Annotated in this window: 26 protein-coding genes; 23 read left to right on the top strand and 3 right to left on the bottom strand. The window is 65.7% G+C overall.

Features of this window, described 5'->3' with window-relative positions; translation table 11 throughout:
* Positions 1–19: 19 nt before the first annotated feature.
* The 4 genes from hisN to SLQ30_RS22360 all read left to right on the top strand — a co-directional run bounded on the left by hisN (position 20) and on the right by SLQ30_RS22360 (position 4595).
* Positions 20–793 (top strand): histidinol-phosphatase, encoded by a 774-nt coding sequence (hisN, locus tag SLQ30_RS22375; RefSeq protein ID WP_319448589.1) that lies wholly within the window; start codon positions 20–22, stop codon positions 791–793.
* A gap of 100 nt (positions 794–893) precedes the next feature.
* Positions 894–2300: an acyl-CoA dehydrogenase family protein gene (locus SLQ30_RS22370; protein WP_319448590.1), complete on the top strand. Its 1407-nt coding sequence runs from the start codon at positions 894–896 to the stop codon at positions 2298–2300.
* Positions 2301–2332: 32 nt separating this feature from the next.
* Positions 2333–3559 (top strand): acyl-CoA dehydrogenase family protein, encoded by a 1227-nt coding sequence (locus SLQ30_RS22365; protein WP_319448591.1) that lies wholly within the window; start codon positions 2333–2335, stop codon positions 3557–3559.
* A 37-nt stretch (positions 3560–3596) separates the two neighbouring features.
* On the top strand, positions 3597–4595 hold the full coding sequence (locus SLQ30_RS22360; protein ID WP_319448592.1) for an acryloyl-CoA reductase: 999 nt from the start codon (positions 3597–3599) through the stop codon (positions 4593–4595).
* A 21-nt stretch (positions 4596–4616) separates the two neighbouring features.
* On the opposite strand, the gene SLQ30_RS22355 is transcribed toward SLQ30_RS22360, so the two are convergent.
* Positions 4617–5585 carry an alpha/beta hydrolase family protein gene (locus SLQ30_RS22355; protein WP_319448593.1) on the bottom strand — a complete coding sequence of 323 codons (969 nt, stop codon included), beginning with the start codon at positions 5583–5585 and terminating at the stop codon, positions 4617–4619.
* A 261-nt stretch (positions 5586–5846) separates the two neighbouring features.
* On the opposite strand from SLQ30_RS22355, the gene SLQ30_RS22350 reads away from it, so the two are divergent.
* From SLQ30_RS22350 to SLQ30_RS22330, 5 genes are read left to right on the top strand one after another with little or no spacing between them, the layout of a single operon-like run.
* The gene (locus SLQ30_RS22350) at positions 5847–6413 is read left to right on the top strand and encodes a TetR/AcrR family transcriptional regulator (RefSeq protein ID WP_319448594.1); all 567 of its coding nucleotides are present in this window, start codon (positions 5847–5849) and stop codon (positions 6411–6413) included.
* A 34-nt stretch (positions 6414–6447) separates the two neighbouring features.
* A complete protein-coding gene (locus SLQ30_RS22345; RefSeq protein WP_319448595.1) occupies positions 6448–7602 on the top strand; it encodes an acyl-CoA dehydrogenase family protein in 1155 nt (384 codons plus the stop codon).
* On the top strand, positions 7599–8228 hold the full coding sequence (locus tag SLQ30_RS22340; RefSeq protein WP_319448596.1) for an NAD(P)H-dependent oxidoreductase: 630 nt from the start codon (positions 7599–7601) through the stop codon (positions 8226–8228). The genes SLQ30_RS22345 and SLQ30_RS22340 overlap by 4 nt, the downstream gene beginning before the upstream one ends.
* Positions 8225–8614 carry a nitroreductase/quinone reductase family protein gene (locus SLQ30_RS22335; protein ID WP_319448597.1) on the top strand — a complete coding sequence of 130 codons (390 nt, stop codon included), beginning with the start codon at positions 8225–8227 and terminating at the stop codon, positions 8612–8614. Before SLQ30_RS22340 ends, SLQ30_RS22335 begins: the two co-directional genes overlap by 4 nt.
* 44 nt (positions 8615–8658) lie before the next feature.
* On the top strand, positions 8659–9222 hold the full coding sequence (locus SLQ30_RS22330) for a TetR/AcrR family transcriptional regulator (RefSeq protein ID WP_319448598.1): 564 nt from the start codon (positions 8659–8661) through the stop codon (positions 9220–9222).
* A 16-nt stretch (positions 9223–9238) separates the two neighbouring features.
* Here the strand turns inward: SLQ30_RS22330 and SLQ30_RS22325 are convergent, their stop codons facing one another.
* Positions 9239–9394: a hypothetical protein gene (locus SLQ30_RS22325; RefSeq protein ID WP_319448599.1), complete on the bottom strand. Its 156-nt coding sequence runs from the start codon at positions 9392–9394 to the stop codon at positions 9239–9241.
* A gap of 76 nt (positions 9395–9470) precedes the next feature.
* Here SLQ30_RS22325 and SLQ30_RS22320 point away from each other — a divergent pair, with 76 nt between their 5' ends.
* The 10 genes from SLQ30_RS22320 to SLQ30_RS22275 all read left to right on the top strand — a co-directional run bounded on the left by SLQ30_RS22320 (position 9471) and on the right by SLQ30_RS22275 (position 18997).
* Positions 9471–10091, top strand: coding sequence for a multicopper oxidase domain-containing protein (locus SLQ30_RS22320; protein ID WP_319448600.1), 621 nt, complete (start codon positions 9471–9473; stop codon positions 10089–10091).
* A 4-nt stretch (positions 10092–10095) separates the two neighbouring features.
* Entirely contained in the window at positions 10096–11328 is a 1233-nt protein-coding gene (locus SLQ30_RS22315; protein WP_319448601.1) for a multicopper oxidase family protein, read from the top strand.
* Between the two features lie 89 nt (positions 11329–11417).
* Positions 11418–12548, top strand: a complete 1131-nt coding sequence (locus tag SLQ30_RS22310; protein ID WP_319448602.1) for a homogentisate 1,2-dioxygenase — start codon at positions 11418–11420, stop codon at positions 12546–12548.
* Positions 12548–13738 (top strand): alpha/beta hydrolase family protein, encoded by a 1191-nt coding sequence (locus SLQ30_RS22305; protein WP_319448603.1) that lies wholly within the window; start codon positions 12548–12550, stop codon positions 13736–13738. Before SLQ30_RS22310 ends, SLQ30_RS22305 begins: the two co-directional genes overlap by 1 nt.
* A complete protein-coding gene (locus SLQ30_RS22300) occupies positions 13738–14940 on the top strand; it encodes a CoA transferase (RefSeq protein ID WP_319448604.1) in 1203 nt (400 codons plus the stop codon). Before SLQ30_RS22305 ends, SLQ30_RS22300 begins: the two co-directional genes overlap by 1 nt.
* On the top strand, positions 14937–15857 hold the full coding sequence (locus SLQ30_RS22295) for a hydroxymethylglutaryl-CoA lyase (RefSeq protein WP_319448605.1): 921 nt from the start codon (positions 14937–14939) through the stop codon (positions 15855–15857). Before SLQ30_RS22300 ends, SLQ30_RS22295 begins: the two co-directional genes overlap by 4 nt.
* A 2-nt stretch (positions 15858–15859) precedes the next feature.
* Positions 15860–16471, top strand: coding sequence for a TetR/AcrR family transcriptional regulator (locus SLQ30_RS22290; protein WP_319448606.1), 612 nt, complete (start codon positions 15860–15862; stop codon positions 16469–16471).
* A gap of 11 nt (positions 16472–16482) precedes the next feature.
* Positions 16483–17724, top strand: coding sequence for an acyl-CoA dehydrogenase family protein (locus tag SLQ30_RS22285; RefSeq protein ID WP_319448607.1), 1242 nt, complete (start codon positions 16483–16485; stop codon positions 17722–17724).
* Entirely contained in the window at positions 17721–18677 is a 957-nt protein-coding gene (locus tag SLQ30_RS22280; RefSeq protein ID WP_319448608.1) for a phosphotransferase family protein, read from the top strand. The genes SLQ30_RS22285 and SLQ30_RS22280 overlap by 4 nt, the downstream gene beginning before the upstream one ends.
* Positions 18674–18997, top strand: coding sequence for a DUF6285 domain-containing protein (locus tag SLQ30_RS22275; protein ID WP_319448609.1), 324 nt, complete (start codon positions 18674–18676; stop codon positions 18995–18997). The genes SLQ30_RS22280 and SLQ30_RS22275 overlap by 4 nt, the downstream gene beginning before the upstream one ends.
* Positions 18998–19001: 4 nt before the next feature.
* Here the strand turns inward: SLQ30_RS22275 and SLQ30_RS22270 are convergent, their stop codons facing one another.
* Positions 19002–19637, bottom strand: a complete 636-nt coding sequence (locus tag SLQ30_RS22270) for a class I SAM-dependent methyltransferase (RefSeq protein WP_319448610.1) — start codon at positions 19635–19637, stop codon at positions 19002–19004.
* 55 nt (positions 19638–19692) lie between these two features.
* Here SLQ30_RS22270 and SLQ30_RS22265 point away from each other — a divergent pair, with 55 nt between their 5' ends.
* The 4 genes from SLQ30_RS22265 (at position 19693) to SLQ30_RS22250 (ending at position 21558) form a co-directional block, all read left to right on the top strand.
* Positions 19693–20070 carry a nuclear transport factor 2 family protein gene (locus SLQ30_RS22265; protein WP_319448611.1) on the top strand — a complete coding sequence of 126 codons (378 nt, stop codon included), beginning with the start codon at positions 19693–19695 and terminating at the stop codon, positions 20068–20070.
* A gap of 9 nt (positions 20071–20079) precedes the next feature.
* On the top strand, positions 20080–20607 hold the full coding sequence (locus tag SLQ30_RS22260) for a YceI family protein (RefSeq protein WP_319448612.1): 528 nt from the start codon (positions 20080–20082) through the stop codon (positions 20605–20607).
* A gap of 10 nt (positions 20608–20617) precedes the next feature.
* On the top strand, positions 20618–21013 hold the full coding sequence (locus SLQ30_RS22255) for a hypothetical protein (RefSeq protein ID WP_319448613.1): 396 nt from the start codon (positions 20618–20620) through the stop codon (positions 21011–21013).
* Positions 21014–21183: 170 nt separating this feature from the next.
* Positions 21184–21558, top strand: coding sequence for an NADH-quinone oxidoreductase subunit A (locus tag SLQ30_RS22250; RefSeq protein ID WP_319448614.1), 375 nt, complete (start codon positions 21184–21186; stop codon positions 21556–21558).

Here is a 21558-nt window from a genome sequence, read left to right as displayed (position 1 = left end):
CCATGGTAGGACTGCAGCCATGAGCTCAGTGGCAAATGACGTCAAGCTCGCCTTGCAGCTGGCCGACGAGGCCGATGCCTTGACGATGGAGCGGTTCGGCGCGTTGGACCTGCGAATCGAGACCAAGCCAGACCTGACACCGGTGACCGACGCCGACCGGGGCGCCGAGGAGGCGTTGCGCGCGACGCTTTCCGCGCAGCGGCCCGAGGACGCGCTTCTGGGTGAAGAGTTCGGCGGCACAGCGGTGTTCGCGGGTCGCCAATGGGTACTCGACCCGATCGACGGCACCAAGAACTTCGTTCGCGGCGTCCCGGTATGGGCGACGCTCATCTCGCTGCTCGTCGACGGAGTGCCCCAAGTCGGGGTGGTCAGTGCGCCCGCGTTAGGCAGACGGTGGTGGGCCGGAGCCGGGACTGGGGCCTTCACGTCGTTCGGAGGGAAGTCGCGGCGAATATCGGTGTCCGGTGTCGACGAGCTCGGCTCGGCGAGTCTGTCGTTCTCCGATCTGACGACGGGTTGGGACGACGGCCGCGCGAAGTTCCTCGACCTCAACGACGCCGTCTGGCGTGTGCGCGGCTACGGCGACTTCTGGTCCTACTGCCTGGTGGCCGAAGGCGCCGTCGACATCGCCGCCGAGCCCGAGGTGAAACTGTGGGACCTCGCTGCGCTGGACATCCTGGTGCGCGAAGCCGGAGGGCGCTTCACCAGCGTCGATGGCTCCCCTGGCCCGCACGGCGGCAGTGCGGTCGCCACCAACGGGCTGCTGCACGATCGTGTGCTGGCCCGGCTCTAACTGCGCAGACGTGGTGTGACCTTAGCAACACAATCCAGGTACCTTACTCCGGAGTAAGATACGGTCAGGTGCACTGCCCCAACGAAGCGAGGCTGCGAACATGACCAACACCCTGCCGTCGAAGAACGGCAACCTTCAGCGTCCACGGCGTTCCGGAAAAGAGAGCGCCGTCGGCCTTCAACGTCATAAGCGGACACCGACCGACGTCGGGATGGCGCTGATCACGCCCTTGCTCGGCCAGGAATTCCTCGACCGCTACGGCCTGCGCGATCCGCTCAACCGCGGCCTGCGCTACGGCGTCAAGACCGCGTTCTCCGCCGTCGGTGCGTCCACGCGTCAGTTCAAGCGCGTGCAGGCGCTCGGCAAGCCGGCGACCCGGTTGGAGAGCCATCGGCCCAAGGGCAGCGACTACTTCGACCTGACGCCCGACGACGATCAGAAGATGATCGTCGAGACGGTCAGTGAGTTCGCTGAAGAAATTCTGCGGCCCGCCGCCTACGACGCCGATGCCGCAGCGACCTACTCGCCCGACCTGATCGGCAAGGCCGCCGAGTTGGGCATCACCGCCATCAACGTCCCAGAGGACTTCGACGGCATCGCCGAGCACCGCAGCACCGTGACCAACGCACTCGTCGCCGAGACACTCGCCTACGGAGACATGGGGTTGGCGCTGCCGATCCTTGCGCCCGGTGGCGTGGCGTCCGCGCTCACCCACTGGGGAAGCGCTGGTCAGCAAGCCACCTACCTGTCCGCGTTCGCTGGCGAGCACGTCCCACAGGCCTGTGTCGCGATCGCCGAGCCGCACCCGCTGTTCGATCCAACCGCGCTGAAGACCACCGCCGTGCGCACTCCGGGCGGCTACCGCATCACCGGCGAGAAGTCGTTGGTGCCCGCGGCCGCCGACGCCGAGGTGTTCATCGTCGCCGCTCAACTCAACGGCAAGCCTGCGCTGTTCATCGTCGAATCGAATTCCGAGGGCTTGTCGGTCACCGCCGACCCCAGCATGGGCGTCCGGGCGTCCGCGCTGGGCCGCGTCGAGCTCGACAACGTCGCAGTGCCGCTGCACAACCGGCTCGGCGAGGACGAGGCCACCGACGCGGACTTTTCCGAGGCCATCGCCTTGGCGCGATTGGGTTGGGCCGCACTGGCCGTCGGCACGTCGCACGCGGTACTCGACTACGTCATCCCCTACGTCAAGGAGCGCGAGGCGTTCGGTGAACCGATCGCACGCAGGCAGTCCGTCGCATTCATGTGCGCCAACATCGCCACCGAGCTCGACGGGCTCCGGCTGGTGACATGGCGCGGCGCGGCACGCGCCGAACAGGGCCTGCCGTTCGCGCGAGAAGCCGCGCTGGCCAAGCGAATCGCCACCGACAAGGGCATGCAGATCGGCCTCGATGGCGTTCAGCTACTCGGCGGCCACGGCTTCACCAAGGAACACCCCGTCGAACGTTGGTACCGCGACCTTCGCGCACTCGGCGTCGCCGAGGGCGTCGTGGTCCTGTAGCCGGCACATCGACTAGGAACGGAAACTCTGACATGGCAATCAATCTCGAAATGCCCACGAAGCTGCAGGCCGTCATCGAGAAGGGGCATGCCGGCGCGGCCGAAATGCTCCGACCGATTTCGCGCAAGTACGACCTCGCCGAGCACGCCTACCCCGTCGAGCTCGACACGCTGGCCTCCCTGTTCGAGGGAATCTCGGAGGCCAAGACCATCTCCTTCGCGGGCGCCGACGCGTTCGGCGGCAGCGAGTCCGCCGGGGGTGGAGAATCCAAGAAGGCAAACGTCAACGGCGGCAACATGTCTGCGCTGTTGAATGCGCTCGAGGTGTCCTGGGGCGACGTCGCGCTGTTGCTGTCGGTGCCGTACCAGGGTCTTGGCAATGCCGCGATCTCGAGCGTGGCCACCGAGGACCAACTGGCGCGACTCGGCAAGGTGTGGGCCGCCATGGCCATCACCGAACCGAGCTTCGGTTCCGACTCCGCCGCCGTCTCGACCACCGCCAAGCTCGACGGTGACGAATGGATCATCAACGGCGAGAAGATCTTCGTCACCGCGGGTTCGCGCGCGACGCATATCGTGGTGTGGGCGACGCTGGACAAGTCTAAGGGCCGTGCGGCGATCAAGTCCTTCGTCGTGCCGCGCGAACATCCCGGCGTCACAGTCGAACGACTGGAGCACAAGCTCGGCATCAAGGCGTCCGACACCGCGGTGATCCGGTTCGACAACGCGCGCATTCCCAAGGACAACCTGCTGGGCAATCCGGATGTTCAGGTAGACAAGGGCTTTGCGGGCGTCATGGAGACGTTCGACAACACCCGGCCAATCGTCGCGGCCATGGCGGTGGGCGTCGCGCGCGCCGCGCTGGAGGAGCTGCGCACGATCCTCACCGACGCGGGCATCGAGATCGACTACGACAAGCCTGCTCATGCCCAGAGTGCGCCCGCAGCGGAATTCCTGCGCATGGAGGCGGACTGGGAGTCGGGCTACCTGCTGACGGTGCGTTCCGCGTGGCAGGCCGACAACAAGATTCCGAACTCCAAGGAAGCCTCGATGGGCAAGGCCAAGGCCGCCCGCGTCGCCAGCGACATCACGCTCAAGGCCGTCGAGTTGGCCGGAACGGCCGGCTACTCCGAGCAGACGCTGCTGGAGAAGTGGGCACGCGACAGCAAGATCCTCGACATCTTCGAGGGCACCCAGCAGATCCAGCAGCTGGTCATCGCACGCCGACTTCTTGGTTTGTCCTCAGCCGAGCTCAAGTAGCCGTCCAAGGAATGCCGACCCGCTAGCGTCGGCACCCATGGATACCTTTCAGGCACTGGTCGCGCGCCAGGACGGCGAACACATCTCGACGGCGGTTGAAACCCTCGAGGCCAAGGATCTGCCGCCCGGCGACGTGACCATCCGGGTCGAGTACTCCAGCGTCAACTACAAGGACGCGCTCGCCGTGACACCCAAAGGTGGCGTGGTGCGGGACTACCCGATCGTGCCGGGCATCGACCTGGCCGGAGAGGTGGTCGAATCACGCTCGCCCGACGTCGCGGTCGGCGACCGGGTGTTGGCCCACGGCTACGACATCGGCACCGGCAAGCACGGCGGCTACGCCGAGTACGCCCGCCTGCCCGTCGACCAGATCGTGCCGCTCGGCATGCTGGATGCCAGGGATGCCATGGCGATCGGGACGGCCGGATTCACCGCCGCAATGAGCGTGCAGGCGCTCTTCGACCGCGGTATCCGGGCCGATGACGGTCCCATCGTCGTCACCGGTGCCACCGGAGGTGTCGGTTCGGTCAGCATCGACCTGCTGGCCGCGGCCGGTTATCACGTGGTGGCCTCGACCGGTAAGCCGCAGGCGACCGCCGACTTGAAGGCGCTTGGCGCCGCGGAAGTCATCGGTCGGCTGCCCGAGGATCCCGATGCGAAGCCACGGCCGCTGGGCAAGACCCGCTGGGCCGGCGCGATCGACTGCGTCGGCGGCACCACGCTGGCCGACGTGCTCAGCACGCTGCAGTACGGCGGCGCCGTCGCCGCCAGCGGACTGACGGGCGGAGCGGCGTTACCGACCACCGTGATGCCGTTCATCCTGCGCGGGGTGGCGCTGCTGGGCATCGACTCGGTGCTATTGCCCATCGGGCTGCGTCGCGCGCTGTGGAAGCTGCTCGGCGATTCCCTTCGGCCGCAGCACCTTTCCGACGTGGCGCACGACGTCGACGTGAAGGACGTGGTGTCCGTCATCGACGAGGTTCGCGCGGGCCGTTACTCCGGTCGTGCGGTGGTGCGGGTCGCGGGCGGGTTCTGACCCGCCCGCTTCCCTTGGCGCTCAGAGCAGGTGGCTGATCAGGTCGGGCTTCATCTGCTGCAGCTGCGCGCCCCAGTACGGCCAGTCGTGGGTGCCGGTGTCCGGGAAGTTGAAGACGCCGTTCGTGCCGCCCGCCGCGATGTAGTTGTCCTGGAACGTGCGGTTGGTGCGCACGGTCAGGCCCTCGAGGAACTTGGCGGGAATGTTGTTGCCGCCCAGTTCGCTTGGGGTGCCGTTGCCGCAGTAGACCCAGATGCGGGTGCCGTTGGCGACGATCGTCGGGATCTGCACCATCGGATCGTTGTACTGCCACGCCGGATCGGTCTCGGCAGGACCCCACATGTCGTTCGCCTTGTATCCGCCTGCGTCACCCATGGACAGGTTGATCAAGCCGGGCCACTGACCCTCGGACGGGTTGAGGAAGCCCGACATCGAGCCCGCGTAAACGAACTGGCCGGGGTGGTGCGCCGATAGGACCAGCGCAGCGCCGCCCGCCATCGACAACCCGACTGCAGCGCTGCCGCCGGACTTGACCTCCTTGTTGGAAGCCAGATAGTTCGGCAGCTCGGAGGTCAGGAATGTCTCCCAGTTGTAGGTCAGGCAGCCGGCCTTGCCGCAAGCAGGCTTGTACCAGTTGGAGTAGAAGCTGGACTGCCCGCCGACCGGCATGACGATCGACAGACCCGAGTTGAGGTACCACTCGAAGGCCGGAGTGTTGATGTCCCAACCGTTGAAGTCGTCCTGGGCACGCAGGCCGTCGAGGAGGTAGACCGCAGGCGAGTTGGCGCCGCCGCTCTGGAACTGCACCTTGATCTCGCGCCCCATGGAAGCGGACGGCACCTGAAGGTACTCAACCGGCAGACCAGGACGGGAGAACGCGCTCGCGGTCGCGCTGCTGCCCAGCAGGCCGATTGCAGGCAGCAGGAGCACCGTCGCGGTCGCAATGAGCAGTCGGCGCGCCCAGCGCCCGAGAATTCCGTGAACCAACATCAATGAACCATCCAGTTCCTGTGACGGGTAACTCGTACACCCCTGCCGTCTGCATCGCCGTCGCAGCATCGGTCGTTACCGTGAACCGAGCTCAGCCGCGAATAGCAGACGTACCTGAGTATTTACTTGTAGACACGCAGTAAAACATGTGGCCAATGTCATGATCCACCCCCGCAACGGTAAGAATGCCGTTTGCTAGCCCATCGGCAAAGTGACGTCGCCGTCAGTCCGGCGCTGTTCACGGGCCGTAGGCTGCCGCTCATGGCGAGTTCTCGCGGCGCCGCCGGCAACAGGCTGGCGTTGGACGACTGGGTGCAGGCTGGGTACGCATTACTCGCCGAAGAAGGCATCAAAGCGCTCAAGATCGACCGGCTTTGTGATCGGCTCGGGGTCACCAAGGGCAGCTTCTACTGGCATTTCGACGGTATGCCCAGCTACCGTGCCGCGCTGGTCGGGTCGTGGGGTGAGCTGCGTGACGAGGATCGCCGAACCTTCGATGACATGGCCGCCCTACCGCCACGCGAACGGCTGTCGCAGATGATGTCGTCGCTGGTCAGCCCTCGGCACTGGACGCTCGAGCGGGCGATGCGGGAATGGGCGCGGTCCGATGAATCCGTTGCCGAGAGCGTGCGTGCCGCCGATCGTCGGCTACTCGGGGCAGTGCGAAAGGCCTTTGTCGACTTTGGCTTCGACGCCGAGGACGCCGACATGCGAGCCAATGCGACGTTCGCGGCGGGCATCGGCTTCCTCCATCTCTCGGGCCCGACGCCGGCGACCAGGGATGCCGCCAGGGGCGAACGATTCGTGGAGCTCATGCTCGCCCGCTAGTTTCCATACTTAAAGGTATGGTAGCGTCGCCGGGATGGAATCAAGCGACGGAATCACCGATGCATTCGTCGACCGGCTCGCCGAGCGCGCTCGCGACGCGGAGCACCTTCGGCGCCTGCCGGACGCCACGATCGCCGACCTCGAGGCCTCCGGCCTGACCCAACTCCTGGTGCCCAAACGCTTCGGTGGCCAGCAGGCCGACTTCCCCGCGATCCTCGATCCGGTCCGGCGGATGGCCCATGGCTGCACCTCCAGTGCCTGGACCATTGGCTTCTACACCTTGCACAACTGGATGTTGGCGCTGTTCGGCGAGCAGGCGCAGGAAGAAGCCTTCGCCACCCGTCCCTTCCTGGCGCCGGCCCCATTGGCGCCGACGGGCCGCGGCGCGCCAACCGACGGCGGGATCAGGCTGACGGGTAGGTGGTCGTGGGCCACCGGCGTCATGCACGGCAACTGGCTCATCGTCGGATGCTTGTGTGGCCCCGACGACGGGATCTATCCGGCGCTCGCCCTGCTGCCCGCATCCGACTTCACCATCTCCGACGTCTGGCAGACCGACGGCATGCGCGCCACCGGATCCAACGATGTAGTGGTCACCGATGCATTCGTGCCCGAACACCGGCTCGTCCACGTCGCCGACATCTACGGCGGAACCGCGCCAGGCGCCGAGCTGCACGATTCGGCGACGTACCGATGGCCGATGGTGCCTGCGTTGGCGCTGCTGGCCGCCATGCCCGCCTTCGGAAGCGCCGAGCGCGTGACGGAGCTATACGCCGAACGTCTGGCCAGCCGGGTGCTGGGCTATGAGGGCGTCGTGCAAAAGGACAAGCCCATCGCCCAGGCGCGGCTTGCCGACGCCCGCGTACGCCTGCGCGCATTACGCGGACTCCTGGCCGACACCGTCGACGAGCTCGAGACCATCGTCGCGACGGGCGATCCCGTGCCGCGTCCGGTGCGCGGCGAGGCCCGGTTGGCCGCCGCCCACATCGTGGCCGAGTCCCGTGCCGTGATCGGCTCGTTGCTCGAGGCGTCCGGTGCCAGCGTCCACTTCCTCGACAGCCCACTGCAGCGGTTCAAGCGCGACGTCGACGTGCTCTCCGGGCATGTCATCTTCGACCCCGACACCAGCCGCGAACTCGCGGGCGCACTGGCCCTCGGGTTGAAGATTCCACGGACGGCGATGGTATGACGCGCACCCTGTGGGTCGAGGCGAGCCCCAAGGGCGACGACGCGCTGTCGTCGCAGCTTGCACAGGCGTATCTCGACGAGGCCGGGCTAACGGACGTCGAGCGGTTCTCCGTGTGGGACGACGACGCACTCCGCGTCGGCCAGGACGTCGCCGTCGCCAAGTTCGCAAAGCTGTTCGGCGAGCGCATCACCGACGAGCAGAAACGGCTATGGAAGGACGTGCTTGCCGAGATCGAGCGGGTGCGCGGCTTCGACCGGCTGGTGGTGAGCTCGCCGATGTGGAACTGGAGCGTGCCGCACGCGCTGAAGGCGTGGATCGACGTCATCGTGCAGCCCGTCGCAAGCTTCACGCTCAACGACCGCGGCGAACACGTCGGCGCGCTTGGCGATGGAAAGCCCTTGCAACTCATCCTGACTCGCAGCAGTGCCTACGACGGACGCCATCCCGAACTCGTGGACTTCCAGCGGCCCTACCTCGAATACGTGTTCACGATGCTCGGCTACACCGTTTCCACGTTCGTCGTCGAGCCGACCACACGGTGGACGCCTGAAGAACGCGAGCAGATGCGTTCCGAAGCGATCGGGGCGGCGCGCGCCGCAGCGGTCCCCGGTGATGGTGTGGAATGAGCGGCATGCCCAACGCATCGGTGACCAATTTCTTCCAGAAGCGGGTGGCCAACCCGCTCATGCGACGGAACCCGTTCCAGACCCTGCTCGAGACCACCGGCCGCAAGTCCGGTGAACCCCGCCGCACCCCACTGGGCGGGCAACTCGTCGGCAATCAGTTCTGGTTCGTATCCGAATTCGGGGAAAAGTCACAGTATGTCCGCAACATCCAGGCAGACCCCCGCGTGCGGCTGCGACTACGTGGGACGTGGCGCAGCGGGACCGCCCATCTGCTCCCTGACGACGACCCACATGCGCGGCTTGCGACGCAGTCGCAGGTGAACGCCTTCGGTGTGCGGACGTTCGGAACCAACCTGCTGACCGTGCGCGTCGACCTCGATCAATAGCTCGCGGGCGGTGATCCGGCGAGCGTCGACGTAGGCTGCCGAGAATGGCGACCCGCCCACCAGGTAGCAGCCGATTGTCGGTCGACGACTGGCTCCAGGCTGGCTACTCAATCCTCGCCGAGGATGGGTTGCAGTCGCTCAAGATCGACCGGCTCAGCGAACGCCTCGGAGTCACGAAGGGCAGTTTCTACTGGCATTTCACCGATTTGGCGACGTACCGCGCAGCACTGATCGACTCATGGGGCGCGCAACGTGGTCCAGAGCACGATGTCTACACCCAGATTCGGGACCGCCCGCCGCATGAACGCTTGTCCATGTTGATGGCGTCGCTCGTCGATCCACGCCACTGGAAGTTGGAACGCGCGATGCGGGAATGGGCCCGGTCGGACAAGATCGTCGCCACGAGCGTCGACGCCTCCGATCGCCGGGTGATGCGCGCAGTGCGGCAGGCGTTCCTGGACCTCGGCTTCGAGCCCGAGGAGGCCGGGTTGCGGGCCGGCACTACCTTCGCGGCCGGTATCGGTTTCCTCACGCTGGCGGGCTCAAAACCCCAGCCGCTCAGCGCCGTTCAGCGTGAGCGCTTCTTGGACTTCATGCTCCGACCCTGAGGTGGCACAGCCCAAGCTACGAACCCGTCAACGACAGCGTGGCCGCGGCCACCAGCGCGGTGGTCATGATCGCCAACTCGATCACCGCGCGTCGCCGAGACGAGTTCGCGCTGATGGATTGGGCTCGCGCCGTGGGCACCCACGACGCCGCGAAGCTCAGCCGTTTCAACATCTCCATACCATACCGTGTGGTATGGAGATGTGTGTCACTTTTTCGGGGACCGGATCCGTTGTTGAGCAGGCGCCGAATGCTGACGACGACCGCCTTGGGCGCAGGCAGCCTGATGGCGACCGCCGCGTTCGGCCGGGTCGCGCGCGCAGACGAACCCCCGTACTGGCCGTCCACCGAGCACGACCAACCGTCACTTCCGGACTATTCGATCGTTGGATTCCAGTCCCCGAAGTTGGAGAAGTACGTCGACCAGCTTCCGATCCTTCCGCGGCGTCCACTGGGTGGCCAGCTCGTCGCCGCGGAAGGTGTTCATCAGTTCCATCGCGACATGTTGCCCGCGCCCAGTTGGGGTTTCGACGGCGTCAGCCACCTGGGCCCGGTCATCGAAGCGCACCGCGGCGAGGACACCGTGACGACATTCGTCAACGGACTCGGCTCGCACATCCTGTCCGAGTACATCGACCGCAGGGTGCACGGCGCCAGCAACGAGGACAAGCTTCACCCTCGGTTGGTCATCCACCTGCACGGCGCGCCCAATCGGCCCGTTGACGACGGCTACCCCACGTCGTGCATGCTTCCGGGGCAGAGCTACGACTACCGGTTCGCCAACGATCTCGAGGCGACAACGCTGTGGTACCACGATCATTCGATGGGGCTGACTCGACTCAACGTGTACGCCGGGCTCGCTGCCCCGTAACTGGGTGCGCGACGAATTCGACACCGGAAGGGACGACAACCCACTGGGGTTGCCCGCCGGTGATCACGAGATTCCCCTGGTGATCTCGGACAAAGTGTTCTACCGCAACGGCGGTATGCGCTACAACAGCGTTCGCACACCGATTTTCGAGCACCTGTGGGGCGGCGGCCTCGCTGGCGACGTCATCGTGGTCAATGGCAAGGCCTGGCCGAACCTGATGGTGGACCGGGGCGTGTACCGCTTCCGCATCGTGCAGGCATCGCAGCTCAACGACTACCGGATCAGCTTCTCGAACGGCATGCCGTTCTGGGTGATCGGCAGCGATGGCGGACTGCTCGACGAACCCGCTCTCGTCGGAGCTCTCGACATGGCCGCGGGTGAGCGCTACGACATCCTGGTCGACTTCTCCGGGTTCCAACCGGGCGACGCCGTCGAGCTGATCAACCTGATGCAAATCTCACTGTTCGGGCAGATGCCGGGCGGCGCGGCGGTCCGAGAAGTCATGCAGTTCGAGGCAACTGAGCGCGTCGGCAAGTTCACCACGGTCCCACGAACGCTCCGAGGTACGGCCAGCAAGCCGGCGGCGCTGCCTCCGCTGGCGCTGCCACCCGCGGAGGTCGTCGATCACACCCTCAACAGCAGCTTGTACACCAAGGGCCTGCTCATGTCGTGGATCATCATGAACCTCGACAACCTCACGTTCGACAGTCCCGACGTCGACATGGCACCGCAGGGCATCGTGCAGCAGTGGAACCTCATCAACGCCGATGCCACGCTCCAGGTCCATGCGATCCACGTCCACTTGATTCAGTTCCGGGTGATCGGTCGGCAGAACTACGACCATCCGCGCTTCGCCTTGGAACAGGGCATGCACATCCGCGTCGGCGAGCGATGGGCGCCGTCGGCAGAGAACTACGTGACAGGACCGCTCGAGCCACCGGCACCGTACGAGACCGGCTGGAAGGACACCGTCCGCTGTCCACGTGGACAGCTCACCCGCATCCTTGTGCGCTTCCCCACCGCAGCCGAACTTGGCTTCGACCCAGACGAGCCGTTCGTCGGCCCGGATGGCTCGAATCTTCAGGGCTACGTGTGGCACTGCCACATGCTCGATCACGAAGACCACGAGATGATGCGCAGGCTTCGCGTCGTCGATCGGAACTCGCCCGAGCCAGCCGTCCCCGAAAGCATGCCCATGCCGGGCGATCACTCTGGACATTCGGGGCATGAGCACTGAATCATTCGCGGCATTCCACGACGCCATTGACACCCATCCAAACTAAAACTAATGTCACATTTAGTTTCAGGCATCCAAGGGAGTTCACCATGGAATCGTTCATCCACCTGCGTAAAGGCAAGACCCCGAGACGGTTACACGCCGACCTCGACGGACTCAAGGACGACGAGCTTGGACGCGGCGGATTCACCGGCCGCACCGCCAACATCTACCGCCGCAACGACCCCACCGCGTATCGGTCGGTGGGCCCGCTGCGGCCCATCGACGTGTTGTCCAGTGAGCTCAAGCCCAGCGACGCCACCGACGCCAACGGCGGCCCCCTGCTGATGTTCTCCAACGCCGACTGCCAGGTGCTGCTCTCCCGGCGCACCGAGCCCATGCCGTACTTCGTGCGCTATGTCGACGGCGATCTGCTGACGTTCGTGCACAAGGGCGCCGGACTTCTGGAGACCGAGTTCGGCCCGCTGCGCTACCGCGAGGGCGACTGGGTGTACATCCCGAAGGCGTGCACGTTCCGTCAGGTGCCCGATCCCCGGGGGCAGGAGCGCAGCGACTCGGGGGAAGCGCCAGAGGAGTCGACCTGGTTGATGATCCAGGCCACCGACGAGTTCCGGGTGCCTCCGCCAGGTTCGCTTGGCAGGCACTTCCCGTTCGACCCGTCGCAGGCCATCATTCCGGAGCCGCAACCCATCGACGACGATGGGCGTGACGAGTACGAGGTGCGGCTGATCCACGAGGGTGGCCCGACAACGCTTTACTACCAACACCATCCGCTGGACGTCGAGGGCTGGCGCGGGGACAACTTTCCATTCACGTTCAACATCTCCGACTACAACGTCATCACCTCAGACAGCGTGCACCTGCCGCCGACGGTGCATCTGTTCATGCAGGCCACCGGCGTTTACATCATGAACTTCCTGCCCAAGCCCGCCGAAGGTGTCGCGGGCACCGAACGCACCCCGTGGTATCACCGCAACGTCGACTACGACGAGATCGCGTTCTTCCATTCCGGTTCGCTGTACGGCATCCCGATGCCACCCGGGCTGGTTTCCCATGCACCGCAAGGGGTTCACCACGGTGCACCGGAGAAAGCGCGGGAACGGGCCCGCCGCAAGTTCGACGACTACAACCGGGTGGACTGGTCCGTGATCGCCATCGACACCAGGCGCCGCCTGATTCCGTCCGACGAAGTTCTCGCCAACGATCTGGGGCAACACTGATGACGACCACTGAGGCACCGGTGAAGTTCGACTACGAGCGCATCCCGTATCTCGTTGCCTACCAGAACACTTCGGGGGTTCGCGACGTCTACGGCGGCGTCGCTGAACTCGTCGTGCTGGAGAGCTATCTGCTTAAGCCGAAGGACAAGCCCAGCGACACCGTGCTGGTGTTCATGCATCCCATCGGCGGCGGGGCCTACCTGCCGATGATCAACGGCCTTGCCCGCGCCGGTCACCACGTCATCTATTGCAACAGCCGCTTCCGGGGCACCGACTCCGCACTACTCATGGAGAAGGTCGTCGAAGACCTCGGCGAGTGCATCAAGGATGCCAAGAACCGACTGGGGTACTCGAAGGTGGTGCTGGCCGGTTGGAGCGGCGGCGGCTCGCTGTCGGTGTTCTATCAGCAGCAGGCCCAACACCCGACCGTCACCGCAAGCCCGTCCGGCGACGGCCCCGATCTCACCAAGCTTGGACTGATCCCCGCCGACGCGATCATGCTGCTGGCCGCTCACATCAGCCGTCACGGCACCATGACCGAGTGGATGGATGCCTCCATCCTCGACGAGTCCGACCCGAGCACACGCGATCCGGAACTCGATCTCTACGACCCGAACAACCCGAACCAGCCGCCGTATACGCAGGAGTTCCTCGACCGTTACCACGCGGCGCAGATCGCACGGAACCGGCGAATCACGGCCTGGGTCAAGGAAAAGCTCGCCGAACTGAAGGCCGCAGGAAGGCCCGATGACGAGTTCGCCTTCGTCGTCCACGGCACCATGGCCGACCCGCGTTGGCTCGACCCCACCGTCGATCCGAACGATCGCGCGGCCGGCACGTGTTACCTGGGTGATCCTCAGGTGGTGAACAATTCACCGGTCGGACTCGCCCGGTTCTGCACGCTGCGCAGCTGGCTGTCGCAGTGGAGCTACGACGACGCCAACGGCGACGCCGTCAAGGCAGGCCCCGACATCGCCGTACCCGCACTGGTGATCGGAAACCTCGCCGACGACGCGTGCACGCCGAGCCACACCCGCAGGCTGTTCGAGGCTATCGGGCACCCCGACAAGGAACTGCACGAAATCGCAGGCGCCAACCACTATTACGCGGGTCCGGACCAGCGCGGCACGCTGCGCGAGGCAGTGGGCGTCGTCACGGATTGGCTGCACCGACACGGACTGTCGCTCTGATGGTCACCGGCCCACTGGACGGCATCCGCGTCATCGAGGTCGGCACGTTGATCTCGGGACCGTTCGCGGGCCGGCTGCTCGGTGACATGGGCGCCGAGGTCATCAAGATTGAGCCGCCAGGTGCACCCGATCCGTTGCGCACCTGGGGGCAGGCCGAGTTCGAAGGGCATCACTTCTTCTGGACCGTGCACGCTCGCAATAAGAAGGCCGCCACCCTGAACCTGCGAGAGGCCAAGGGCCGCGAACTGTTTCTCGAACTGGTCGAGCGCTCCGACATCATCGTCGAGAACTTCCGGCCGGGCACGCTGGAGAAGTGGAACCTCGGTTACGACGCACTGCGCGAACGCAATCGGGGAATAATTCTGGTGCGCGTCTCCGGCTATGGGCAGACCGGGCCGGAAGCGCACAAGGCCGGATACGCCTCGGTGGCCGAGGCCGCCAGCGGGCTGCGGCACATGAACGGCTTTCCCGGCGGGCCTCCCCCGCGGCTCGCCCTGTCGCTCGGCGACAGCCTGGCCGGAATGTTCGCCGTGCAGGGCGCGCTCGCGGCGCTGTACCGGCGCACCGTCACCGGTGACGGTCAGGTCGTCGACGCCGCACTGACCGAAGCGTGTTTGGCGGTGCAGGAGTCCACCATTCCCGACTACGACGTCGGCGGGGTTGTCCGCGGACCGTCGGGCACCCGGCTGGAGGGCATCGCGCCGTCCAACATCTACCCCACCGCCGACGGTAGCTGGGTCGTCATCGCCGCCAATCAGGACACCGTATTCCGTCGTTTGTGCGCCGCAATGGGGCAGCCTGAACTCGCGACCGACGACCGGTTCGTCAATCACGTTGCGCGCGGCCGCAATCAGGACGAAATCGACAAGATCATCGCCGCGTGGGCAGCTGAGCGACAACCCGCCGACATCATCGCGACCCTCGGTGAAGCCGGCGTCATCAGTGGGCCCATCAATACCGTCGCCGAAGTCGTCGAAGACCCGCAGCTGCGCGCCCGTGGAATGCTGGCCGACCACTACGACGAACGCATCGGGCGCAACGTGCTTGGCCCCGGCGTGGTGCCGGTCCTATCGGAGACTCCGGGCACCATTCGCAACGCCGGTTCGTCAGCGCCGGGCCAGCACAACGACGAAATCTATGGGGAATTGCTGGGCCGCTCCGAGACCGAACTCGATGCGCTGCGGGCGGAAGGGGTGCTGTGAGCGCACCTGCACTGCCGAAGCACGTCAACATCCGCGAGGTCTGCCTACGCGACGGCCTCCAGATCGAGACTCCAATCCCGTTGTCCGCCAAGCTGGAACTGCTGGAGGCCGTCGTCGCCACCGGCGTTCGCGAAATCGAGGCGACGGCGTTCGTATCGCCGTCGAAGGTGCCCGCGTTGGCCGACGCCGCCGCGCTCGCCGCCGAGCTACCGCGCTTCCGGCAATCGCATGGCGTCGAGTTCTCTGCGCTAGTGGCCGGGCCGGGCGGGGCGGGCCGCGCGGTGGCCGCTGGTATGGGCTCGATCGAGTACGTCGTGTCGGCAGCCGACGGCCACAGCCAGGCGAACGTCGGGCGGTCCACAGCCGAGTCCACCGACCTCATCGCCGACATCACCCGCATCGCCCACGAGCACGACGCGACAATTGAAGTGATCATCGCGACGGCGTGGGACTGTCCGTTCGACGGGCCCACCGACCCACAGCGGGTCGTCGACATCGCTGTTGCGGCATACGAACTCGGCGCCGACCGTATCGCCATCGCCGACACCATCGGCACGACAACCCCGCGGCGCGTCACCGACCTCGTCAACCGTGTGCGGCCCCGAATCGGCGACCTGCCGCTCGGTGCGCACTTCCACAACACCCGCGGGACCGGCCTCGCGAGCGCCTACGCCGCCGTCAGCGCGGGCATCACCCGGTTGGACTCCTCCGTCGGCGGACTCGGTGGCTGCCCGTTCGCGCCGGGCGCCAGCGGCAACATCGCCACCGAGGACCTGGTGTACATGCTGCGCGACAGCGACATCGGCGTCGACGTCGATCTGCAGACCGCGATCCGCGCGGCAAGCGTCGCTCAGGCTGTCGTCGGTCACGAACTGCCCAGCGCACTGCTGCGCGCAGGCGATCGGATCCTGGGCTGACGATGCAGAAGGATCCGCTCACCGCCAAGGGCCGCCAGACCCGTGAAGCGATCGAACTCGCGGCGCGGAAGCTCTTCGCCGAAAGCGGCTTTCACGGCACGACGCTGGCCGACATCACATCCGCGGCAGGCAAGTCGCCTGCGGCGTTCTACCGCTACTACGACGACAAGGAAGACCTACTGGCGCGTTTGGCGGAGTCGTTCCTTCACGACGTCGTGATGCCCTCGGGGTTGTCAGTGCACCTACCGGAGTCACCCCAGGACGACAAGTTCTTCTCCGCGGTGGTGACCGGGTACTGGAACATGTTCAAACAGAACATCGGCATCATGATCGCGGTGGGTCAACTCGCAGATGCCAGACCGCGGTTTGCCGACCTGCAGAACGAGTTTCGGCGGTTCGGTATCGACATCGTCGCCGCGTCCGTGCGCCGCGCCCAGGAGCAGGGATACGGCGGCGAATTGGATCCCGACCATACGGGCGCGGCAATCGCGCTGCTGTTCGAGAATTTCACCGCCGTGTACCTTCGGCCTACCGGACTTGGGCTGAAGATCAGCGATACCGACGCCATCGCCACCCTTTCGACGATTTGGAAAAAGACCCTCTACGGCGCTTAGGAGAAATCACTGTGGATTTCGCTCTGCCAGCACATCTTCCGGGCCTACTGGCCGAAATGGACGCCTTCATCGACGCGGAGATCAAGCCGCTGGAGGCCGAGCACATGCAGTACTTCGACAAGCGGCGCGAATACGCCCGCACCGACTGGGAGCACGACGGCATCCCACAGCGGGCGTGGGAAGACCTGCTCGACGAGATGCGGCGCCGCGCTGATGCCGCAGGCTGGCTGCGCTACGGCCTACCGGCGCGATTCGGCGGCCGCGACGGCACCAACCTCGACATGGCCGTCATCCGGGAACACCTGGCGCACAAGGGTCTCGGACTGCACAACGACCTGCAGGACGAGTCGTCCATCGTCGGCAATTTTCCTCAGGTCATCATGATGGACCGGTTTGGCACGGACGCCCAGAAGAAGGAGTGGGCCGAAGCGCTGCTGACCGGTGAGCGCTCGATGGCGTTCGGACTGTCCGAACCCGGTCATGGTTCGGATGCGACGTGGCTGGAGACCACTGCCGTCGCCGACGGGGACGGCTGGGTGATCAACGGGACGAAGCGGTGGAACACCGGCGTGCACCGCGCCACTCACGATCTGGTCTTCGCCCGCACGTCCGGCGAAGCAGGGCAGGCGCGCGGCATCACGGCGTTCCTGGTGCCCTGTGATTCGCCAGGTTTCACGGTGCCCTTCTACTGGTGGACGTTCAACATGCCCACCGACCACGGCGAGGTCGAACTGAAGGATGTCCGGGTGCCGGCCGATGCAGTGCTCGGCGAGGTGGATCACGGACTGGAGGTGGGCCAGACCTTCTTGCACGAGAACAGGATTCGACAAGCCGCCAGCAGCCTTGGCGCCGCGCAGTACTGCATCGACAGGGCCGCGGAGTATGCCTCGGAGCGAGTGGTGTTCGGCAAGCCGCTTTCGGTGAACCAGGCCGTGCAGTGGCCGCTCGTCGAACTGCAGACCGAGGCACAGATGGTCAGGCTGCTGGTCTACTTCGCCGCATGGCACTTGGACCGCAATCACCACATGGAGGTCAGCGACAAGGTGTCGATGGCGAACTATCGCGCCAACCGACTGGTCTGCGAAGCCGCCGACCGGGCCATGCAGGTGCACGGCGGGCTCGGCTACAGCCGCCACGAACAATTCGAACACATCTACCGGCACCACCGCCGCTACCGGATCACGGAGGGTGCCGAGGAGATTCAGATCCGGCGGGTGGCGCAAAGGATGTTCAAGTTCGGCTCGCGCAAGTGAGCGCAGACGTCCAACCCGATGTGCTCGCGGGCCTGGTCGGCGCCACCCGGGTCGAGCACCTGCGCGTGCTCACCGGCGGCGCAAGCCGTGCCACCTGGGCATTCGAGGCAGACGGCCGACCATTGATCCTGCGCATCGGGCCGCCCGACGAAATCCACGCCGGCATGGAGCTCGAAGCGGCCGCCCTGACCCGCGCCGCGGCGACAGGTGCCCCGGTGCCGCACGTCCTGGTCGCCGACGATTCGGTTGAGGCGCTGGGCAACCCGTATCTGGTGTGCGACTTCATCGGTGGCGAGACGATCGTGCGCAGGATCCAGCGGGCGCTCGACGACGCGTCCCGCAAGAGTCTGGTCACCCAGTGCGCGGACGCGCTTGCCGCGATCCACCGGGCCGACCCGACGGACATCGGCCTGAAGTCGTCGGATCCGCTCGAGGACTGGCACGCTCAGCTCGACGAGATGGGTGACACCACCGCAACGTTCGAGTGGGCCTTCCGGTGGTTGGCCCGGAATCGGCCGGCACAGTCGCCGAACGTGTTGGTGCACGGCGACTTCCGGATGGGCAACCTCATCATCGACACCGACGCACGGCCGGCCCGGCTGGCGGCGGTGCTGGACTGGGAGCTCACCCACACCGGCGAGGTGTACGAGGATCTGGCGTGGTTCTGCATCAGGGCATGGCGATTCGGGGCGCCGCGAGCGATGGGCGCGGGTGGGCTGGGCAGCATAGAGGAACTGCTCTGCGCCTACGAACGGGCCGCCGACACCGAGCTAGACCGCGCAGCCATGCACTGGTGGCTGGTGTTGTCGACGCTGCGCTGGGGCGTCATCTGCCGCTATCAGGCTGAGCGTCATCTGTCCGGCCAGACCCGGTCCGTCGAACTCGCCGCGATCGGACGCAGGGTCTGCGAGACCGAGTTCGACCTGCTCACACTGCTGGGGGAGGCATCATGACTCAACTGCACGGTAGGCCGACCGCGGCCGAGTTGGTGGTCGCCGTCGCCGAGTTCCTCGAGACCGACGTACGCGACGGCACCAGCGGTTCGGTCAACTTCCACGCCCGCGTCGCGGCCAACGTGTTGCGCACCGTCGAACGCGAACTGCTAGCCGACACCGCGGCGCCCGACCTGCTCGGGTTCGCCGACGAGGCAGCGTTGTCGGCGGCCATCAGACGCGGTGACTTCGACGAGCGCGGTGCCGAGGTCGCGTCAGCGCTGCGCGGGCTGGTGCTGCAGCGGTTGGCCGTCTCGCATCCAGGCTATGAGCTTGAGTAGTCGGTCAACTGCGCAATCTGCGCACCCGCGCCAGCCAGGCGGGTTCGTCGAGCGTCGTGCCAACCGACTCCCCCAAAGCCGCGCTGTGCATTTCACCGACGGTCCCGCGGTACGTAGTGGTGTCGAGGGCCTCGAGCTCCCACCCGGACGTAAATGCCTCGCGGACCTGCGCCTCGCTGACCATGGGACCGAAGCCGCGACCCGCGTCGGAGAGCGCGAGCACATGCAGCACCCCGCCGGGCCGGATGGACCGATGCAGGCTGGCGACGTAACGCGCCCGGTCGGCGTCGTCGCCAAAGATGTGGAACAGCGCGCTGTCGATGACGGTGTCATAGCCCGGCTCCGACTCCAGCTTCATCGCGTCGGCGACCTCGAAGCGCGCGTCGATTCCCTTCGTCGCGGCATTGGCGCGGGCCTGGTCGATCGCGTTCGGCGCGAAGTCGATGCCAAGCACGTCGTAGTCGAGCGCGGTCAGCAGGATGGTGTGCTCGCCAAGGCCGCAGCCTGCGTCCAGCACCCGGCCGCCGATCATCCCGGTCTGCTCGAGTGCGACGATCGCCGGCTGTGGTTCGCCGATCACCCACGGAGGAGCGCCGGCTTGGTAGGAGTCGTTGAAGACGTCCTTCGCTGGTGTGGTCATGAAGGCCAGTGTTCTACCTGAACCAAAGTTGAGGTCAACCCAGAGGAGCAGAATCATGAACGTGGACATGAGCCGGGACGTGGCGGACCGACTGTTCGCTGCCATCGAACGCGGCGATTACGCGGCCGTCGAAGGCATGTGGGCCGACGACGTCTTGGTCTGGCACTCAGGAGACCCGATGGACAACCAACGCGGCCGGGCCCTCAAGGTGATCCGGTGGTTCATGGACATCACCACCGCTCGGAGCTACGAGATACTCGACCGTCAGTTCTTCGACGGCGGGTTCGTGCAGCAGCACCTCCTTCGGGCGCAGCGCTCCGACGAGGTTTCGATCGAAATGCGGGTATGCATCGTGATCAAGCTGGATGCAGGTGGATTGATCACCCGCATCGACGAGTACTTCGACCCATCCGACATGAAGCCGTTGCTCTAGGAGGCAAAGATGGCAGACGTTTCAGACTTGCTCGCAGGACCATCGTCGACGTGGGCGCTTGACGCCGCCCGCACCACGGTTGGGTTCCACAGCCCTTCCTTCTGGGGACTGCTCAAGGTGAAGGGCACGTTCACCAAGGTCGAAGGCACCGGCCAGGCGACGGCACCCGACTTCGTCGGCGGCCACGTGAGGATCGACGCGACGTCAGTCAGCACCGGCATCGGCAAACGCGACGCCCACCTCAGGTCGGCCGACTTCTTCGACGTCGAGAAGTATCCGACAATCGGCCTGACCCTGGACAAAGCCGTCGTCACCGGACCGAGCACCCTGGAACTCAACACGACCATCATGATCAGGGGCATCGAGCAGCGCCTCGATCTACCTGCGACGGTGACGGTGTTGGACGGCGGTGCGGTGCGGATCGTGACCAAGGCGGAGCTCAACCGCCAGGAGTTCGGTGTCGACGGCAACCTGGCGGGCATGATGGGCGACATCGCGACCGTCGAAGCGACCGCGGTGTTCGTCAAGCAGTCGTAGCATCGCCGTTGTGCCCGACTCGCCCTTGAAGATCCTGGTCTACAGCGACAACGCGCGCACCAGGGAGAAGGTGCGATCGGCGCTGGGAAAGCGCGTCCACCCCGACCTGCCCGAGCTCAGTTACCTCGACGTGGCAACCGCCCCGGTGGTCATCGCGACCCTCGACGAGGGCGGATTCGACCTGGCGATCCTGGACGGCGAGGCCACGCCGACGGGCGGCCTCGGGCTGGCGAAGCAGCTCAAGGACGAAGTCGCGACATGCCCGCCGATTCTGGTGCTTACGGGGCGCCCGGACGACGCCTGGTTGGCGTCGTGGTCGCGCGCGGAGGCGGCCGTGCCGCATCCCATCGACCCCATTCGACTCGGTGAGGCCGTCGCGCAGTTGCTGCGCGCAACAGTGCAGTAATCAGCACGAAATACTCTGGGGCCGTTCACCCTTCGCGATTTCCGCGTACGAGCACACTGACGCCCAGATTCCAAGCTTGATCCTATCCAAAATGGCCAAGCGAACGGTTAACAAGGCTAAGCTGTGTTGTAGCTCACATCGACAGCCCAACGAGGGAGCGACACAGCGGTATGAACGTTTACATACCCATCCTGGTGATAGGTGCCATCGCCGCCGCCTTCGCGGTCGGTTCGGTCGGCATCATCGTTTTCATTGGCCCGCGGCGCTACAACCGAGCAAAACTCGAGGCGTACGAGTGCGGTATCGAGCCCATGGCGCCCGGCTCGCCAGGACACGAATCCACCGGCCAGCGCTTCCCGGTGAAGTACTACCTGACCGCGATGTTGTTCATCGTCTTCGACATCGAGATCGTGTTCCTCTATCCGTGGGCAGTGTCATTCGACTCGCTCGGGCTGTTCGCCGTGGTCGAGATGCTGCTCTTCATGCTGACGGTGTTCGTCGCGTACGCCTACGTGTGGCGGCGCGGCGGACTGAACTGGGACTGA

Origin of the sequence: Mycobacterium sp. RTGN4 (genome assembly GCF_033804635.1) — a bacterium.
GTDB lineage: Bacteria > Actinomycetota > Actinomycetes > Mycobacteriales > Mycobacteriaceae > Mycobacterium.
This window is presented reverse-complemented; position numbering and strand designations above follow the sequence as displayed.

Bases quoted from the DNA above. Each gene is read 5' to 3' on its own strand.
- SLQ30_RS22365 (WP_319448591.1), top strand. From the start codon at position 2,333: ATGGCAATCAATCTCGAAATGCCCACGAAGCTGCAGGCCGTCATCGAG.
- SLQ30_RS22275 (WP_319448609.1), top strand. From the start codon at position 18,674: ATGACTCAACTGCACGGTAGGCCGACCGCGGCCGAGTTGGTGGTCGCC.
- SLQ30_RS22345 (WP_319448595.1), top strand. From the start codon at position 6,448: ATGGAATCAAGCGACGGAATCACCGATGCATTCGTCGACCGGCTCGCC.
- SLQ30_RS22360 (WP_319448592.1), top strand. From the start codon at position 3,597: ATGGATACCTTTCAGGCACTGGTCGCGCGCCAGGACGGCGAACACATC.
- SLQ30_RS22300 (WP_319448604.1), top strand. From the start codon at position 13,738: ATGGTCACCGGCCCACTGGACGGCATCCGCGTCATCGAGGTCGGCACG.
- SLQ30_RS22335 (WP_319448597.1), top strand. From the start codon at position 8,225: ATGAGCGGCATGCCCAACGCATCGGTGACCAATTTCTTCCAGAAGCGG.
- SLQ30_RS22370 (WP_319448590.1), top strand. From the start codon at position 894: ATGACCAACACCCTGCCGTCGAAGAACGGCAACCTTCAGCGTCCACGG.
- SLQ30_RS22320 (WP_319448600.1), top strand. From the start codon at position 9,471: ATGCTGACGACGACCGCCTTGGGCGCAGGCAGCCTGATGGCGACCGCC.
- SLQ30_RS22310 (WP_319448602.1), top strand. From the start codon at position 11,418: ATGGAATCGTTCATCCACCTGCGTAAAGGCAAGACCCCGAGACGGTTA.
- SLQ30_RS22265 (WP_319448611.1), top strand. From the start codon at position 19,693: ATGAACGTGGACATGAGCCGGGACGTGGCGGACCGACTGTTCGCTGCC.
- SLQ30_RS22260 (WP_319448612.1), top strand. From the start codon at position 20,080: ATGGCAGACGTTTCAGACTTGCTCGCAGGACCATCGTCGACGTGGGCG.
- SLQ30_RS22340 (WP_319448596.1), top strand. From the start codon at position 7,599: ATGACGCGCACCCTGTGGGTCGAGGCGAGCCCCAAGGGCGACGACGCG.
- SLQ30_RS22330 (WP_319448598.1), top strand. From the start codon at position 8,659: ATGGCGACCCGCCCACCAGGTAGCAGCCGATTGTCGGTCGACGACTGG.
- SLQ30_RS22290 (WP_319448606.1), top strand. From the start codon at position 15,860: ATGCAGAAGGATCCGCTCACCGCCAAGGGCCGCCAGACCCGTGAAGCG.
- SLQ30_RS22270 (WP_319448610.1), bottom strand. From the start codon at position 19,637: ATGACCACACCAGCGAAGGACGTCTTCAACGACTCCTACCAAGCCGGC.
- SLQ30_RS22250 (WP_319448614.1), top strand. From the start codon at position 21,184: ATGAACGTTTACATACCCATCCTGGTGATAGGTGCCATCGCCGCCGCC.
- SLQ30_RS22355 (WP_319448593.1), bottom strand. From the start codon at position 5,585: ATGTTGGTTCACGGAATTCTCGGGCGCTGGGCGCGCCGACTGCTCATT.
- SLQ30_RS22325 (WP_319448599.1), bottom strand. From the start codon at position 9,394: ATGTTGAAACGGCTGAGCTTCGCGGCGTCGTGGGTGCCCACGGCGCGA.
- SLQ30_RS22305 (WP_319448603.1), top strand. From the start codon at position 12,548: ATGACGACCACTGAGGCACCGGTGAAGTTCGACTACGAGCGCATCCCG.
- hisN (WP_319448589.1), top strand. From the start codon at position 20: ATGAGCTCAGTGGCAAATGACGTCAAGCTCGCCTTGCAGCTGGCCGAC.
- SLQ30_RS22350 (WP_319448594.1), top strand. From the start codon at position 5,847: ATGGCGAGTTCTCGCGGCGCCGCCGGCAACAGGCTGGCGTTGGACGAC.